Annotated in this window: 14 protein-coding genes; 3 read left to right on the top strand and 11 right to left on the bottom strand. The window is 39.3% G+C overall.

Features of this window, described 5'->3' with window-relative positions:
- Positions 1–10: 10 nt before the first annotated feature.
- Entirely contained in the window at positions 11–1,270 is a 1,260-nt protein-coding gene (locus ACIQ32_RS00230; protein ID WP_396193624.1) for an asparagine synthetase B, read from the top strand.
- Positions 1,271–1,328: 58 nt separating this feature from the next.
- Here the strand turns inward: ACIQ32_RS00230 and ACIQ32_RS00235 are convergent, their stop codons facing one another.
- The 7 genes from ACIQ32_RS00235 to ACIQ32_RS00265 all read right to left on the bottom strand — a co-directional run bounded on the left by ACIQ32_RS00235 (position 1,329) and on the right by ACIQ32_RS00265 (position 10,310).
- On the bottom strand, positions 1,329–3,461 hold the full coding sequence (locus ACIQ32_RS00235; protein ID WP_396193625.1) for a DPP IV N-terminal domain-containing protein: 2,133 nt from the start codon (positions 3,459–3,461) through the stop codon (positions 1,329–1,331).
- A 58-nt stretch (positions 3,462–3,519) separates the two neighbouring features.
- Positions 3,520–3,981, bottom strand: a complete 462-nt coding sequence (locus ACIQ32_RS00240) for a DinB family protein (RefSeq protein WP_396193626.1) — start codon at positions 3,979–3,981, stop codon at positions 3,520–3,522.
- Between the two features lie 60 nt (positions 3,982–4,041).
- Positions 4,042–6,666 (bottom strand): cyanophycin synthetase, encoded by a 2,625-nt coding sequence (gene cphA, locus ACIQ32_RS00245; protein ID WP_396193627.1) that lies wholly within the window; start codon positions 6,664–6,666, stop codon positions 4,042–4,044.
- A gap of 251 nt (positions 6,667–6,917) precedes the next feature.
- Complete coding sequence (locus ACIQ32_RS00250) at positions 6,918–7,763, bottom strand: alpha/beta hydrolase (RefSeq protein WP_396193628.1); 846 nt, start codon at positions 7,761–7,763, stop codon at positions 6,918–6,920.
- A 31-nt stretch (positions 7,764–7,794) separates the two neighbouring features.
- Entirely contained in the window at positions 7,795–8,574 is a 780-nt protein-coding gene (locus ACIQ32_RS00255) for a zinc ribbon domain-containing protein (RefSeq protein ID WP_396193629.1), read from the bottom strand.
- A gap of 3 nt (positions 8,575–8,577) precedes the next feature.
- Positions 8,578–9,672, bottom strand: coding sequence for a Nif3-like dinuclear metal center hexameric protein (locus ACIQ32_RS00260; protein WP_396193630.1), 1,095 nt, complete (start codon positions 9,670–9,672; stop codon positions 8,578–8,580).
- Positions 9,673–9,740: 68 nt separating this feature from the next.
- A complete protein-coding gene (locus ACIQ32_RS00265) occupies positions 9,741–10,310 on the bottom strand; it encodes a hypothetical protein (RefSeq protein WP_396193631.1) in 570 nt (189 codons plus the stop codon).
- A gap of 57 nt (positions 10,311–10,367) precedes the next feature.
- Between ACIQ32_RS00265 and lpxK the strand changes: the two genes are divergently transcribed.
- Positions 10,368–11,387, top strand: a complete 1,020-nt coding sequence (gene lpxK / locus ACIQ32_RS00270) for a tetraacyldisaccharide 4'-kinase (protein ID WP_396193632.1) — start codon at positions 10,368–10,370, stop codon at positions 11,385–11,387.
- Positions 11,359–12,171 (top strand): purine-nucleoside phosphorylase, encoded by an 813-nt coding sequence (locus ACIQ32_RS00275; protein WP_396193633.1) that lies wholly within the window; start codon positions 11,359–11,361, stop codon positions 12,169–12,171. Before lpxK ends, ACIQ32_RS00275 begins: the two co-directional genes overlap by 29 nt.
- Here the strand turns inward: ACIQ32_RS00275 and ACIQ32_RS00280 are convergent.
- The 4 genes from ACIQ32_RS00280 to ACIQ32_RS00295 all read right to left on the bottom strand — a co-directional run bounded on the left by ACIQ32_RS00280 (position 12,168) and on the right by ACIQ32_RS00295 (position 17,703).
- Positions 12,168–14,345, bottom strand: a complete 2,178-nt coding sequence (locus ACIQ32_RS00280) for an ATP-binding protein (protein WP_396193634.1) — start codon at positions 14,343–14,345, stop codon at positions 12,168–12,170. The genes ACIQ32_RS00275 and ACIQ32_RS00280 overlap by 4 nt on opposite strands.
- Before the next feature lie 44 nt (positions 14,346–14,389).
- Positions 14,390–15,385 carry a type I glyceraldehyde-3-phosphate dehydrogenase gene (gene gap / locus ACIQ32_RS00285; protein WP_396193635.1) on the bottom strand — a complete coding sequence of 332 codons (996 nt, stop codon included), beginning with the start codon at positions 15,383–15,385 and terminating at the stop codon, positions 14,390–14,392.
- 117 nt (positions 15,386–15,502) lie between these two features.
- Complete coding sequence (lipA, locus tag ACIQ32_RS00290; RefSeq protein ID WP_396193636.1) at positions 15,503–16,372, bottom strand: lipoyl synthase; 870 nt, start codon at positions 16,370–16,372, stop codon at positions 15,503–15,505.
- An 86-nt stretch (positions 16,373–16,458) separates the two neighbouring features.
- The gene (locus tag ACIQ32_RS00295) at positions 16,459–17,703 is read right to left on the bottom strand and encodes an MFS transporter (RefSeq protein WP_396193637.1); all 1,245 of its coding nucleotides are present in this window, start codon (positions 17,701–17,703) and stop codon (positions 16,459–16,461) included.
- Positions 17,704–17,749 lie beyond the last annotated feature (46 nt).

Here is a 17,749-nt window from a genome sequence, read left to right on the forward strand (position 1 = left end):
ATTGCTGCAAATGTTTAAAAAGTCAATCTTTATTTTCATAATGTTACTTTCCTTTTCCGTTAAGGCTAACTTTTTGTTGCTGCCTATGGATGAAGTAGCGCAGAAAAATCACTTAAAAGCATACGGCATTACTTATTGGGCTTTAGACAAACAGTATAAGGCGAGTTGGTTGCTCAACTACCGCGGTGGTTCTTTTTTATTGCCCGATGTACCCGAAATCCGAAAAGAATGTCAAATCCGTGGTGTGAGTTTTGAAGTTTTGTCCGATGGCGAAATGCAATCGATATTAGACGATATTTCCAGCCCGTCACAAAATATGGAAACCGTAGTTTTAGAAAAAGCTCCGAAAATTGCTGTATACTCACCACCGGGAAAACAACCTTGGGACGATGCGGTAACTATGGTTTTAACCTATGCTGAGATACCATTTAAAGTGGTTTATGATGAAGAAGTGTTGAGCGATCAATTGATTTTATACGATTGGCTGCACTTACACCACGAGGACTTTACCGGTCAATACGGTAAATTTTACGGTGCTTACCGAAATGCGCCTTGGTATATCGAACAAAAAAAGGAATCTGAAGCGTTGGCTGCTAAATTAGGTTTCGGTAAAGTAGCCCAAGAGAAATTAGCTGTGGCCAAAAAAATACGCGATTTTGTAATTGGTGGCGGTTTTATGTTTGCCATGTGTTCCGCAACTGATAGTTTTGATATTGCGCTTTCAGCGGAAGGAGTTGACATTTGCGAACCGATGTTTGACGGCGACAACAGCGATGCCAATTACCAATCTCAAATAGATTACAACAAAACTTTTGCATTCAAGAATTTTATTTTAGACCGAAAACCGGAACATTATGAGTTCTCCGACATCGACATGACAGAGAAACGCCGCATTCCCTTTGAAAAAGACTATTTCACACTAATGGAGTTTTCCGCCAAATGGGATGTCATTCCGAGCATGTTGTGCCAAAACCATACCCAATTAGTAAAAGGTTTTATGGGCCAAACCACGGCTTTCGACAGCGAATTGATCAAATCGAATGTATTGACTTTAGGCAAAAACGAACTCAATGACGAAGCCCGTTACATTCATGGTCAAAAAGGAAAAGGTTTCTTTACGTTTTACGGTGGTCACGATCCGGAAGATTACCAGCATAGAGTAGGCGATGAGCCAACGGTGCTAGACTTACATCCAACGTCACCGGGTTTCCGATTGATTTTGAACAATGTGTTGTTTCCGGCTGCGAGAAAGAAACCACAGAAAACCTAAAGGTTTTAAAAGCCAATTTGCAATTTGGAATTTGGAATTTAAAATTTGGAATTTTTAACTATTTATTATTCTCAATCACGTAGTTAAGTACTTTTTGAATCAAATGCACTCGGTCTTTACCGGTTACGTTGTGTTTGTGCATCGGATAAGGGAAATAATCAACTTGTTTTCCGGCTTCTACGAACTTTTTCACTAAGGATAAATTGTGTTGTTCCACCACGACATCATCATTGGTTCCGTGGATTAAAAGCAATTTACCTTTCAGGTTTTTTACGTAATTGTATACGGTGTTTTCTTCAAATCCTTTAGGGTTTTCGGTCGGCGTGTCCATATAGCGCTCGCCATACATCACTTCATACCATTTCCAGTCGATTACCGGTCCGCCTGCAACGCCTACTTTAAAAGTATCCGCTTTGCGCAACATCAAAGAAGTCGTCATAAATCCACCATAACTCCAACCGTGAACGGCTAAACGATTGCCGTCAACATAAGGCAATGATTTTAGGTATTCCACACCTTTTAATTGGTCGTCCATTTCGTGGGTTCCTAATTTTCCGTGGATGATGCTTTCAAATGCAAAACCTCTATTGTCTGAACCTCTATTGTCTACCGTGAAAACCAAATAGCCTTGTTCTGCCATCCAATACATCCACAAATTGGCGCCGTCCAGATATGTATTGGTAATCATTTGTGCATGTGGTCCGCCATAAACGTAGACTAATACCGGATATTTTTTGGTTGGGTCAAAGTTACTCGGCTTAATCAAACGCGTGTATAAGTCGGTTGTACCGTCGGCAGCTTTGATGGTTTTGATTTCGGCGGTTCCCATTTCATAACCTTCATATTTATTTTTGCTCACCAAAAGCGTTTTGGCTTTCAAACTTTTGTCATACAATAACGATTTGGAAGGGGTGTCGTGGTTTGAAAATTCATCGAAGAACCAATTACCATCAGCACTCGGAATCACATTGTGTACGCCTTGGTCTTTGGTGATTAAGGTCTGTTTGCCTTTTAAATCCACTTTGTAAACCAGCATATTGGTTGGATTTGGTCCGGTGGCTTTGAAATAAATTTCAGTACCGGCAGTGTTGGTGCCAATGATAGCGCGCACTACGAATGGGTTATTGGTCAATTGCTTGATTAATTTTCCTTCGATTGAGTAGTAATACATATTAGGAAAACCGTCTTTTTCGCTAAACCAAACGAAGTTATTTGACTTGGCATTCGGGAAGAAAGCATCGTGTTCAGGTTCTACCCAACGCGGATTTTTTTCGTTTAAGATGGTTCTGATGAACGCGCCTGAATTGGCATCATATACATTTAAATTCATGTCGTTTTGACCGCGATTCAATTCGGCAATCAACACATATTTTTCATCCGGTGTCCAGGACAAGTTGGTTAAGTAGTCGTCTGAATTGCCTCTTGGTGTAATGAAAACGGTTTTTTGAGTGGCCAAATTGAAAATGCCAACGCGTGGCTTTTCACTTTTTTGTCCAATCATCGGGTATTTGATGTTGACCAATTTGCCCGGAGTTTCATTAATGTCTAACAGCGGATAATCGGCTACTTCGGTTTCGTCTTTTTGGTAGAAAGCCAAATAAGAAGCTTTAGGTGACCAAAAAATACCATTGCTAATGCCAAATTCGTTTCTAGCGATAGATTGTCCGGATACGATGCCTTTGTTGGTTTCGTTGGTTACGGTTACTTTTTCGCCCTTGCTGTTTAAGAAGTATAAATTGTTAGCTTCGGTAAAAGCCAAGTTTATTTTGTTGTTGTCGAAAGTACTGTTTTCAGCGGTTTCCGGAACTTGAAGTGTTAGTTTTCCGGTTTTAGTAGTTAGGTTGTAACTGTAATATTTACCGTTGTCAGCAATCATAAAAGTGTTAGCATCAAGCCATTGTAAGCCAAAGAAGTTTCTTAATTTGGTGCCCAATGCCGTGTTCAAGTCAGCCAAAGAAATCAATTCTGTTGCGTTGTCATTGGATGTGGAAGCCGACTTCATTTTGGTCCATGCATCTGTGTAGAACACGTATTTATTGGTATTCGGAATCCATTGAAAACCGGTTAAACCATCCGCTCTGAAAGCACGGCCTTGTTGTAAAACCGATTCCTCTAACGTTATTTTTTTTAATTGGGCTTGGGTTGTAAAAGCCACGAATAAGCTAACGAAAAGTATGATCTTTTTGTTCATGAAGTAAAGTTTTTGTTGACTGTAAAAGTATAAAAAAAGGATAATCTTTAGCTCAGAATTATCCTTTGTTTATGATGTCGTTAACGATTTTTAAATGGTGTTTGGTATGCAATTTCAGAAACCAAATGGTAGCTTTCAGATTCAAGTCGCCAAAATAGGGATGGGTGAAATAGCTGTTCTTGGGCAAGCTTTCCAACAAGATAATGTTGTTTTGCGCTAATGCCAACTTATTTTGTAAATCTTCAATAGTGATTGTTTCCGCCGGGCGTACTTGTTTTGGCGCTTTGGCTTTACCTCGTGGTATTGAGTTTCGGCATTGAATGTAGGTACGATTTAAATTAAACCTCCACCGGAAATGGTTGGGATTGGATTGGCTTAGTTGGGCAATAATACCGTTAATGACTAACAAGCTATGGTCTAGTTGCCAACCGATACTAGATTGTGAAACCTCAGGATTCATTTTTTCGTGTTGCGGAATGTGACTTTCGATTTGGTCGAGAAGTTGTTGGAGTTGGTTCATGCGTTTTAATTTAAAAATCCCAAAAACCGATTGGAATTTGGGATTTTTTCAAGTTATGTTTTAAAGGTTACCGTTCTCGTTTTCCTTGTCTAAATATTCTTGAACGATTTCGATGGCATTGGTTACTACATCACTCAAAGCAGTGATGAAAGTGCCTTCTTGTGCGCTATTGATGGCGTGCTTGATGGCTTCTACTTCTTTAGTGATGATTTCGTGGGTTACATTTCTGCCCGATGCATTGATGCCTTCCATAATCAAACCGATGATTTCTTCTTCCGTTCTGCCGCGCAAGTGTTTTTCCTGGCGGATGATGATGTGGTCAAACATACGAGCGGCTATAGTGGCACATTCTTTAATGTCTTCATCTCTTCGATCGCCTACACCGGCAATGATTCCGATTTTTTTACTCGCTTCTACTGTCGATAAATATTCTTCAACACCTCGATATCCTGCCGGATTGTGGGCAAAATCAATCAACACTTTGAATTTTTTGAAGTCGAATATGTTCATACGACCCGGCGTTTGCGCCGCACTCGGGATAAAGGTTTGCAACGACAAACTAATGTCTTCCGTTTTGAATCCCCATAAATAACTGGCTAGGGTAGCAGCCAAAGCGTTGGCAATCATAAACTTGGCTTTGCCACCTAATGTTAACGGAACGTGAGTGGCGCGTTCTACTCTGATTTTCCATTCGCCTTTTTTAATGGTGATGTAACCGTTTTCATAAACCGCTACAATTTTACCTTCTTTGGCAAATTTTTGAACCATAGGGTTGTTTTCATCCATGCTGAAGTAAGCAATGTTACAGCTCAATTCATTGGCAATTTTTAAACATTGTTCGTCTTCGGCATTCAGAATAGCCCAACCGTCTTTTTTTACCGAACGAACCACAGTTGCTTTTACTCGAGCCAAATCATCTAAAGTATGAATATCGGCTAAACCTAAATGGTCTTCTTGAATATTGGTAATGATGGCAATGTCGCATCGACTGAAGCCCAAACCAGAGCGCAATATTCCACCGCGAGCGGTTTCCAATACAGCAAATTCTACGGTTGGATCTTTTAAGATGTACTCGGCCGAAAGTGGTCCGGTGGTGTCTCCTTTTTCCATCATGTGGTTTTGGATGTAAATCCCATCGGAAGTGGTAAAGCCAACTTTGTAGCCGTTATTTTTAACGATGTGAGCCAACAATCGGGTAGTGGTGGTTTTACCATTGGTTCCCGTTACGGCTATAATCGGAATGCGGCTTGGTTTTCCGGGAGGATACAACATATCGATTACAGGTGCGGCTACGTTTCGCGGCAAACCTTCACTAGGTGCCAAGTGCATACGGAATCCCGGTGCAGCGTTGACTTCTAAGATACAGCCGCCGTTTTCTTTGAGAGGTTGCGTTAGGTTTTCCGCCATAATATCAATCCCGCAAATGTCTAAGCCGATGACTCTTGAAATTCTTTCGCAAAGGAAAATATTTTCAGGGTGCATCATGTCGGTTACATCTATTGAGGTTCCGCCGGTGCTTAAGTTGGCGGTTGATTTTAAATAGACGATTTCTCCGTTTTTGGGAACGGAATCAACCGTATAATTTAATTTTTCCAATAAGTCTAAAGTGTCACGGTCAACGTCGATTTGAGTTAGGACATTTTCGTGTCCGTAACCGCGTCTCGGGTCTTTGTTGGTTTCTTCTATTAAGGTTTGAATGCTGTCTTTTCCGTTGCCGACTATGTGTGCCGGTTCACGTTTGGCCGCTGCGACCAATTTATTATCGATAACCAAAACCCTAAAGTCGAAACCGGTGATGAATTTTTCTACGATGACTCTTCGGCTGTATTTTTTGGCATATTCTAAACCGGCAACAGCATCTTCCCAAGTAACCACGTTGATGGAAGCACCTTTGCCGTGGTTCCCGTCGAGCGGTTTGATTACTATGGGATACCCAATTTTCTTGATGGTGTTTTCCAAATCTTCTTCGTCTACACAAATACTACCGCTGGCTACCGGAATGGAGGCTAAGTCGAGCATGCGTTTGGTTTCCTCTTTGTTGCAGGCAATGTCGACCGCAATGTTGCTGGTTTTACAAGTGATGGTGGCTTGGAAGCGCATTTGGTTTACCCCGTAACCTAATTGTACTAAAGAATTGGTGCCTAAGCGAATCCACGGAATATCTCGGGCTACGGCTTCGTCTACGATACTTCCGGTAGAGGGGCCGAGACGAACGCGTTCGCGGATTTCACGCATTTTTTGGATGTCGGCATCGACATCGTAGTCTGTGCCGGCGATAAGGGCTTCGGCTATGGCTACCGAACTTTCGGCGGCAAACATCCCTACGCTTTCTTCGGTGTAGCTGAACACTACATTGTATACGCCGGGTGTTTTGGTTTCGCGGGTTCTACCGAAACCGGTTTCCATACCGGCGAGGGTTTGGATTTCCAAAGCGATGTGTTCTATGACATGTCCCATCCAAGTACCGCGCTCGATGCGGGAAAAGAAACCACCGCGAACACCTTCCGAACAACGATGTTCAATCATGGTGGGAAACATGGCTTCTATGCGTTCGCGGAAACCTTCTATTTTATTGGTGGGAAATTGCTCCATTTCCTCTAAGTCCAAACGCATTTGGATTAATTTTTTGCGTTGTACACTCCAAATGTTCGGTCCGCGTAAAGCTTGTATTTTTAGAATCTTCATGATTGAGAATAATTTGTAATATTAAAAGGGAATGATTTTGTTAAAAATAGGAAATATTTGTTTTTATCCGACGCTTTTTTTGCACAAAACTTAAAAAAGCAGTTTAAGTTCCGGTCGTTTGCTTTTGGAGGGTTGATAGTCAGTGATTTAAATATTACTGACACAAAAGACCATGACTATTTAGCCCCGATAGCAGCAGCTACCTTGTAGCGCGAATAGCGGGAACAAGGACAACAAGAAAGCGCAAGCCTTTACGCTTCTGCAATAAATAGGGCAATCTTTTGGTAGAGTTCTTTGTTGTGCATGCTGTGACCTAAACCTTGGGTTTCGATATAAGTCGCATTTTTCCAAGCGGAAGCATATTGTCGGCCTTCTTCTACCAGAATTACGGGATCGTTTATATCGTGTGCAATGATGGCTTTTTGCAGAAAATTTTGGGCAAATAAATGACCGGCAAAGTCATCTATGTGGATGTTGAACTTTTGCTGGTAATATTGTTCCAAACGATTTTTTACGGTTTTGTTCAGACTCAACAGTTGGATAAAATTGTCACTGATTTTTTTAAAGTTGGACGGTGCGCCGAGCATCACAATTTTTTCGATTTGGTCGTTGGGATATTTGTTGAGGTAAAAAGCAATCGCGGCACCGCCTATGGAGTGGCCGATTAGGGTTTTGGGTTGGTATTTTTGAGCTAAAACGTGAATGAATTCGGCATATCTTGGCGCATTGAATTCTTTGCCGGTGCTTTGTCCATGAGCCGGTGCATCGATAGCGATGATGGTTTGGCCCAAAGGTTTTAAATGATTGAGTAATTTTTTCCATCGCGCGGCATTGCTTTCCCAGCCGTGTAGTAAAAGGATAATATCTTCGGAACCTTGCCAAATGTAGGTTTGGAAAGCTTCGCCATCGTAATGCAATGTTTCTTGCTTGGCGTTTTGTAAAGTTTTGGGAAGCTTGCCGTTTTTGATTTTTCCTTTTCTGGGTTGGCTGAAAATGGAGTAAGCGATATGCTTTGCCTTTTCCGGGTGGAAATAGCTGATGAGGTTGATGTATAAACCAACCGATTTGGTGATTAAAAAGTATTGGATTTTCTTCATAAAAAAATCCCGAGCGAGTCGGGATTAATTATTATAAGTGAGCAAATAATTGTTGCATTTTTTCTCTTTCTTCTTCAGCCAGTGCAGCATCAACTAAGATTCTTCCTGAATGTTCATCGGTGATGATTTTTTTACGGGCTGCAATTTCCACTTGTGTTTGCGGTGGTATGGTAAAGAAAGAACCGGCAGAAGCGCCACGCTCGATAGATACTACGGCTAAACCGTTTCTAACGCTTGAACGGATTCTTTTGTAAGCAGCCAATAAACGCTCTTCAATTAAGTTTTCAAACTCGGTTGATTTTTCCAATAAGAAGTTTTCTTCTTTTTGGGTTTCGGCCATAATGTCGTTTAATTCAGCTTTTTTGTGTTTTAAGTGCGCGGTTTTTTGCTCCAAACGCTCTTTAGAAGAAGCAATTACTTCTTTTTTGTGCTCGATAGAAGCTTTTAATTCTTTGATTTGTTTTTCGGCCAATTGGATTTCCAATTCCTGGAATTCTACTTCTTTGGTCAAAGAGTTGAATTCTCTGTTGTTGCGAACATTTTTTTGTTGTTCAGTATATTTTTTGATGGCCGCTTGGTGTTCTTCAATGGCACTTTTTTTGGTTTTGATTTGGTCTTCAATAGTAACTAAATCGCTTTTCAATTTGTCTAAACGAGTGCTTAAGCCGGTAACTTCATCTTCTAAATCTTCCACTTCTAAAGGTAATTCTCCTCTAACGTTTCTGATTTCATCAATTCTGGTATCTATGATTTGCAAGTCATAGATTGCTCTTAATTTGTCTTCAACACTTAGTTCTTTTGTAGTCGCCATATTTTATAAGTACTTAACTGGATTTGTATTTTCTTCCGAAAAAATGATGGCAAAATTAAGTATTTTTTTCTTAAGAAAATCAACAATATAATTTTTTGTAAATCTTTCACTTTCAAAGTGTCCGATATCGGCTAAAACCAACTGGTTTTCAGCTTCATAAAAGTTGTGGTACTTTAAATCGGCTGTCAGAAAAATGTCGGCTCCGGCTTGTTTGGCATTGCTGATAGCAAAGCTTCCTGAACCGCCAAGGACTGCTACTTTTTGAATTGGTTTTCCAAGCAAAGTGCTGTGACGAATACCGCCGCATTGCATTTTATCTTTGACAAAGGTTAAGAAATCTGTTTCGTTCATGGGCTTTTCGAGTTCGCCTATCATGCCGAGACCGATGTTTTGGTGTTGGTTTTGCAGGTCGTAAATCTCGTAAGCAATTTCTTCGTAAACGTGGTTTTGGAAGAGTGTTTTCAAGATTTTGGATTGTAGATTTTTTTCGAAGGTGACTTCGATTTTAATTTCTTCATTTTCTACGAATTCGAAGCGTTCGCCTATTTCGGGATTGCTGTCTTCGTTGCCCATATAGGTGCCGATGCCTTTAGAGCTGAAACTGCAATCTTCATAGTTGCCTATTTTTCCAGCTCCGGCATCAAATAGTGCATTGCGCAATTGTTCAGCGTTTTCAGCAATTGTATAAGTGATTAACTTTTGGATGAAATTTTTCTTAGGAACCAGTATTTTGGTTTGGGTCAAGCCCAAAGCATCGCAAAATATTTTGTTCACGCCGTGTTTGTGGTTGTCTAAAGCTGTGTGTACTGCGTAAATGGCAATGTCGTTCTTAATGGCTTTAAGCACAGCTCGTTCGACGTAATTTTTACCGGTAATTTTCTTCAAACCCGAAAAAATAATAGGATGGAAGCAAACCACTAAGTTGCATTTTTTGGCCATGGCCTCGTCGATTACGCTTTCCAAAGCATCGTGGCAAACTAAGATTCCGGTAGCTTCGGCATTAGCATCGCCTACCAGTAATCCAACGTTATCAAAGTCTTCTGCGTAAGCTAATGGCGCCATTTCTTCGAGTATTGGGAAAATTTCTTTTATTTTCATTTTGGTTATCGGTTGTCTGTTATCTGTTATCTATTGTGTACTTCTTCTTACTGAATACTGAACACTGCTCAAGTTGCCCATTCGTTTAAATATTCCTTAATAACCCATTCGCCGTTGACTTTTTCCAGCAATAAAAATCGGCCACTGTTGTGTTCTATGCTTCGGTAAAAAGCCACCTTTACTAATGCGAATTGGTTTTTAGCAAAGTAAATGGGTTTGTTAATGATGAGTAAGCGTTGGTTGTTTTCGCCGAATTGTTTGGATACTTTTTGGAATTCTTCCAGTGATAAGCAGGCGTTGACTTTGCTTTTTAAGTATTGGTTTTGATTGTTGAATAACAGATTGTATTCATTAGACCAATCTTCATTAATTCCGATGACGATTTGTTTTTTGATTTCGGTGGCATTTTTCTTTAGAAAATCATTTCCATTAATCACTTCTAATACTTCTTCATTATTTGGGGCTTTGAAACAGTAGAAGTTTAACAGCTGCAATCGGCCTTTGGCAATCACTTTTTCGTTTTTGTAATATTTGGTAAAGATCATTTTGAGTATGGCGGTATTGTCTGCTTCTTGTGCAAAAGACGCCGGCATAACAAACAGCAATAGTAAAAGAAAATGCAGGTTGAGTGATTTCATTAGTTATTGGAACGGTAATATTTTCATTCAAAGATAAAAAATCGTTACTTTCGTGCTATGATTTTATTGCGAAAATTACTTTTTCCGATAGCCATTCTTTATGGTTTAATTACTGCGGTTAGAAATTATCTTTACGATAAAGGTATACTAAAATCTTATTCATTCGACATTCCGATAATCGCTGTTGGCAACCTCAGTGTTGGCGGAACCGGAAAAACGCCGCAAATTGAGTATTTGGTGCGTTTACTTTCCCCTAAATACAAAGTAGCAACTTTGAGTAGAGGTTACAAAAGAAAATCGAAGGGTTTTGTATTGGCAGCCGCTAATGCTGATGCCGAATTGCTGGGTGATGAACCGTATCAATATTTTAAAAAATTCCCACAGATTCAAGTCGCCGTTGATGCTGACAGGTGCAACGGAATTACACAGTTATTGGCTCAAAAAGACAAACCGGAAGTGATTTTATTAGACGATGCTTACCAACACCGCAAAGTAAAAGCCGGATTTTATATTTTACTGACTACTTATGACGAGTTGTTTTGTGACGATTTTATGTTGCCCACCGGAAATCTAAGAGAAAGTCGCGCCGGAGCTAAAAGAGCCGATATGATAATTATCACTAAATGTCCGAGCGATATTACTGAAATTGCACAAGATAATATCAGACAGAAGATTGGATTGGACACACCCATATATTTCAGTTTTGTGGCTTATGATGATAAGGTTTACAATGCTTCAGGAAGTATAAAGGTTTCAGCAATCAAAAATCAACCTAAAGTTTTGCTCGCCGGAATTGCAAAGCCAAAGCCATTTATGGATTATTTAGGAACTGAAAATGATGTGGTTATCACGTATCCGGATCATCATCCTTTTACGGAGTCTGATATTGCCTCGATAAAAAAGCAAGCAGCTGAAAAAATTATTGTTACAACCGAAAAGGATTTTGTACGTTTGGAGGCTGAAATTTTACGAAAACAATTATATTATTTACCCATCAAAAGTCGGTTGGTTAACCACGACAAAACTTTTGATCAAACCATTTTAAATTATGTGGGAACTTGTACAGGAAACCGTTAGTTATATAAAAAATAAGACCAATTTTACGCCCGAATACGGTGTGATTTTGGGTTCAGGATTAGGAAGTTTTACCAATGATATTGATATCAAATTTACGTTGCCTTACAGCGAAATTCCTAATTTCCCGGTGTCAACGGTAGAAGGTCACAAAGGTGCTTTGGTCTTCGGAACCATAGGCGATAAAAAAGTAGTAGCCATGCAAGGAAGATTTCATTATTATGAAGGCTATTCTATGCAGGAAGTGACTTTTCCGGTACGCGTGATGAAGTATTTAGGCGTTACGAAACTCATAGTTTCTAATGCTTCCGGAGGTGTAAATCCTAATTATAAAGTTGGCTCTATAGCAGTGATAACCGATCATATTAACATGATGCCGGAACATCCGTTGCGCGGTAAAAATGACCCGCGTTTTGGACCTCGTTTTGTTAATATGAGCGAGCCTTACAGCATGAAAATGATAGCCCAAGTTAAAGCGATTGCCCAACAAGCCGGGATTGAACTTTTTGATGGGGTTTATTTAGGATTGCAAGGACCAACCTTCGAAACTTTGCACGAATACAAAATGGTAAAAACCGTTGGGGCCGATTGTGTCGGGATGTCTACCGTACCCGAAGTTATAGTAGCGCGTCATATGGAATTGGAAACTTTCGGGATTTCGGTTATCACAGATATCGGGAGTGAAGAACACTTGGAATCTATTACCCACGAAGAAGTGTTAAAAGCTGCGAATGCTGCAGAACCTCATGTAAGACACTTGATCAAAGAATTGATTTTACAATATTAGTTGGATTTTGAAAGGCAAACTGCTATAGCTTTGTAAAAGTTATCCGGTTCGAAAGGTTTGGTTACTACATCGGTCATTCCGAAAGACATTAACATTTCTCTGTTTTCATTCAGGGAAATAGCAGTTAAGGCAATAATCGGAATATGATGGTTGAATTCGCGGATGTATTGCGTGGCTATTGTACCGTTAATGCCGGGCAAGTGAACGTCCATCAATACCAAATCAAAATTATGTTGGGCTTTCAGGACTTCAATAGCTTCCTCACCATTATCGATTATTTTGCACGACATGCCTTTGTTTTCTAACATTTTTTTGGTGACCATTTGGTTGATTTTGTTGTCTTCAATCACCAATACATTTTTTCCGATTAAAATCTCCTCAGAGTACAAAACGACCGTTTTCGTTTTGCTTTCTTTACCACTATTAGCCAGGTTGAATTCTACCTGAAACACAGTTCCTACACCGACTTCGCTTTCCAAAGAAATTTCGCCGCCAAGCAAATCAACAAGTTTTTTCACTATGGTTAAGCCCAATCCGGTTCCTCCGTATTTGCGGTTGATTTCGATAGAGCCTTGGGAAAAACTGTCAAATATGGTTTCTTTTTTCTCTTCGGGAATGCCAATACCGGTATCGCTGACTTGTATTTTAATTCTCGAATATTCGGTTTCTTTTTCGATTAAAGTGGCGGTTACTTTTACTTCTCCATTTTCGGTAAACTTCAAAGCATTATTGATCAGGTTGATAAAAATTTGAGAGAGTTTTGTGGTATCACCTATTAGGGTTTCCGGAATATTGTCATCTATGTCGAGTAAAAACCGATTTTGGTTTTTGGCTGCAATTTCATTCATCGAATTTTGAATATCGATTAACAATTGCTTTAAATTGAAATCGAGGTATTCTATTTCTATGTTGCTCGATTCAATTCGGTTGATTTCTAAAATTTCGTTGATGAAAGTCAATAGATAATTCCCGGAAAACTTTAAGGAGTTCAAATAGTGCAATTGGGTTTTCTTCGGATTGTCTTCAATCAATAAATGGGTAATTCCGTTGATGGCATTGAGCGGTGTGCGCAATTCGTGACTAACAGTAGACAAAAATTCAGCCCGCGCTTTAGAAGCTTTTTCCGCTTTATCTTTGGCTATTTGCAACTCACTGTTTTTCTCCTTCAATAGTTCATTGGATTTGCTTCTGATGATATTATTTTTGTATAAAGACAAACTTAAAAGCGATAAAATAGAGATCAAAGCAATTCCTAAAATACTGATTAGCTTGACAAACTTGTTGGTTTTTTGCTGAATTTGACTCTCTTTTGTCATTTGTTCGATAGTCTTTATTCGCTCACTTTCTTTAAAGTCCATGAAGTCATCACCCGATAGTTTAGTGCTGTTGTTTTGAACAAGACTGTCTTTGATTTGCAAGTGTTTTTTGAGAAACTGATGCGATTTTTTTATGTCTAAAAGTTTTTCATACGACTTGCTCAATTCTATTACTATGGATGCTTTTTGCTCTAAATTGTTGTCTTTTTCATTCAGTTTTAAAGCTCTATTCAGGTAGTTAACCGCCAAGTTGTTGTGGTTTTGCTCGCTTTCGATAACGCCCAATTGATATAAGGCTTCGGCTTTAATTTTATAGATATCCTTGCCGTCAGGTTTGGCTGCAATTTGGTTAAAAAGTATTGAGGCCAAATCATTTCTTCCGCGCTTTTTGTACAAAATCCCTTTTTGAAGATTCAGTGGTTCCGTGGCGTCAATTTTTAACAGGCTATAAACTGCTTGCGATTTGTTGAAGTATATTTCGGCTTTGTTAAATTCATCTAAGTTCATCAAACACATACCCATATCATAATAGCAAATGGCTAGTTGGTCTGTGGGAGGCAATGTACTTAAGAGAAGGATGCATTTTTGAAAAACTATGATAGCATCTTCATACTTTTTTAATTCAAAATAAGTGGTTGCCAAAGAATATTGTGCTGAAGCTTCTGATTTTTTGTCACGCTTAGCATTGGCAAAGTCAATTGCTTTTTGGGAAAATTCAAGAGAAGATTTGTAATTATCCGTTTTTCTGTTAAAAACAGCCAAATCTATATAATACTTAGTACTATCAATTGAGGTGTTGGGTTTTTTTTGCCCAAAACTTAACGTTAGCCAAAATAGTAAAAGCCAAAACCATTTCATGATTTGTTGGTTTAGAAAGATTTAGGTTTATAAAAATAGCGAAATTATTTTTTTAACAACACTATTAAGTCAATTATTCTGGAAGAATAACCGATTTCATTGTCATACCAACCTACTACTTTCACCATTTTGCCAATTACTGAGGTCAGTTGCGCATCAAATAGGCAAGAATTCGGATTTCCCAAAATATCAACTGAAACAATCGGGTCTTCGGTAAATGCAAGAATTCCCTTTAGCGTAGTTTTGGCTGCATTTTCAAAAGCGGCATTGATTTCTGCTATAGTGACTTGTTTTTGAACATAGCAAGTAATATCGGTGAGTGAACCATCCGGAACGGGAACACGGATACCGCTGCCACCGATTTTCCCTTCCATTTCCGGGAATATTTTGGTCAATGCTTTGGCTGCACCCGTAGTTGTTGGCACGATAGATTGGCTGGCACCGCGGGCACGACGCAAATCTTTATGGGGTTGGTCGTGTAAGCTTTGATCGGTAGTGTAGGAGTGAACTGTGGTAATATAAGCTTGTTCGATGCCGCACAATTCGTTGATGACTTTAATCATTGGAGCCGCATTGTTGGTGGTGCAACTGGCATTAGAAACGATAAGTTCTGTGCCATCAAGAATATTTTCATTCACGCCTAAAACGACGGTTTTTATTTCGGGCACTTCGCTTGGTGCGGAAAGAATGACTTTTTGGGCTCCGGCTTTTAGGTGTTGGTTGATTTCGGCAAAAGTTTTGAATTTTCCGGTTGATTCTACTACGATATCGACACCATTCCAATTCAAATTAGAAATTTCTCTCTCGTGAAAAAAGGGATAATGTTTACCGTCAACTATAATCGAATTTTCATCATAGGAAACCTGATAAGGTAAAACACCATGTATGCTGTCGTATTTGATTAAGTGTGCCATCGTTTTATTGTCGGCGATATCGTTGATGGCAACGACTTCTATAGTAGGATGATTCAATAGTAATCGAAATACATTTCTTCCGATTCTTCCGAAACCATTGATGGCGATTTGCGTTTTTTGTTTCAAGTCAATATAGTTTAAAGTCGTTTAATTTGGTTTAAGATAGTTTGATTTTATTTAAAATAGTATAAAAACAATTTTAAACCTTTAAACCCTAAAACTTTTAAACGTTTTTACTTTTTTTTACAAAATATGCTTTTCAGCATGGTAAGAGGAGCGCACTAAAGCACCACTTTCCACATGACGGAAACCCATAGCTTTACCGATTTTTTCATATTTTTCGAATTGTTCCGGAGTGATGAATTCTTTTACCGGTAAATGTTTTTTACTCGGTTGCAAGTATTGGCCAATAGTTACAATATCAACGTTGTTATCGCGTAAGTCTTGCATGGTTTGGATAACTTCTTCTTCGGTTTCACCTAAGCCAAGCATGATGCCCGATTTGGTTCTGCGAATGCCTTTCTCTTTTAAGTATTTTAAAACTGCTAAACTTCGGTCATATTTGGCTTGTATTCTAACTTCTCGAGTTAACCTTCGTACTGTTTCCATGTTGTGGGAAACAACTTCCGGATTGGCTTCTACAATTCGGTCAATCATGCGTTCATTGCCTTGGAAATCAGGAATAAGCGTTTCCAAAGTAGTTTGCGGATTCATTCTGCGAATGGCTTGAACCGTTTCAAACCAAATGATAGAACCCATGTCTTTCAAATCGTCACGGTCAACACTGGTAATCACAGCATGTTTGATTTTCATGATTTTAATGGAACGGGCTACTTTTTCAGGTTCATCCCAATCTACGGTTTCCGGTCTTCCGGTTTTTACTCCGCAGAAACCACAGGAGCGGGTGCAGATGTTTCCTAAAATCATGAAAGTAGCAGTGCCTTCACCCCAACATTCTCCCATATTCGGACAACTGCCTGAAGTACAAATAGTGTTTAGGTTGTATTTGTCTACCAAACCCCGAAGTTCGGTGTATTTTTGACCGATCGGTAGTTTGACTTTTAGCCATTTTGGTTTGCCAATCGGTTGGTTGCTTTCGATTACTGATTCCATAGTCGCTTTTTTTGCCTTGCAAAGATACAAAGGATGATTGAAGAATAATGGTTTAAAGTTTCAGAAATTGTTGTTAAAAATATATTTTACTCCACAAAATCCAAGTGTTTATTATGGGTTTCACTGATGGTTAAAATGGCATAAATACCCAAGCCGAAAGCAATCAATCCAATTACTGCTGCAGAAAATATAACCGAATTGTTTTGTTTCAAGTAATCGTAACCAACTAACATAATTGGAACTGTTCCGCGGACCATATTGGGAATACTGGTCGTTGCAGTACTTCGCAAGTTGGTTCCGAATTGTTCTGCCGAAACTGTGACAAACATAGCCCAAAAACCGCAGCCCAAACCAATCCATCCACAATAGAAGTAATACATATTCTCAGTTTTAATCCCACTGAAAAGGAGTAAAGCCACGCCAATTAGGGTAAAGAGCAGCATGTATAAAATTGTTTTTTTACGCGAATGCAAGGCATGTGAAATAAAACCACTGGAGAAATCACCAACCGAAGTAGTGATGTATGCCCACATGATAGCCTTTCCCGGATCAATTGAAGCGATACCCATCTCGGGAGCGAATTGGTTGGCCATGAATACCAGAATTCCGATACAATACCAAATCGGAACGCCAATCAGTATGCATTTCAAGTATTTAATGAAAAGTGTTTTGTTAGTGAAAAAAGCCAAAAAATCTCCTTTTTTTACCGCGGTATTTTCTTTTACAGATTGGTACATACCGCTTTCGGCGACACTGATTCTGAGTACTAACAACATCAAGCCTAATCCGCCACCAATAAAATAGGCGGTGGTCCAACTGCCGGCCAACTCTACAGTGAATTGGGCTACTACAGCTCCTAAAACCCCAAAACCGGCTATGATAGAAGTGCCGATAGCGCGAAGTTCTTTGGGTAAAGTTTCGGAGACTAAAGTAATTCCGGCACCTAATTCTCCGGCAAGTCCGACACCGGCTATAAATCTTAGCCAAGCATAAATGATTCCTTTATCGGCAAAATCCATTTGAGGTAAAAATCCACAAGCAATGTTGGCTAAAGAGTAGACTATAATCGATCCGAAAAGGACTGAAAGCCGCCCTTTTTTATCACCAAAAATACCCCAAATGATGCCACCCAAAACCAAACCGGCCATTTGATAATTCAGAATCATGGTGCCAACAGTGTCCGCTTCCAAGCCCATGTCTTTTAAGCTGGGTATTCGTACTATACCAAACAATAGTAAATCATAAATATCTACAAAGTACCCTAAAGAGGCTATGATAACCGGAAATCCTAATACGTGTTTGAATTTTTCACGGCGAGTAAAGTGTTGCATGTTTTACCTATTTGAAATCAAATATATACTTTTTTATTGATTGTTA

It is taken from the genome of Flavobacterium sp. (assembly GCF_044373165.1).
Lineage (GTDB): Bacteria > Bacteroidota > Bacteroidia > Flavobacteriales > Flavobacteriaceae > Flavobacterium.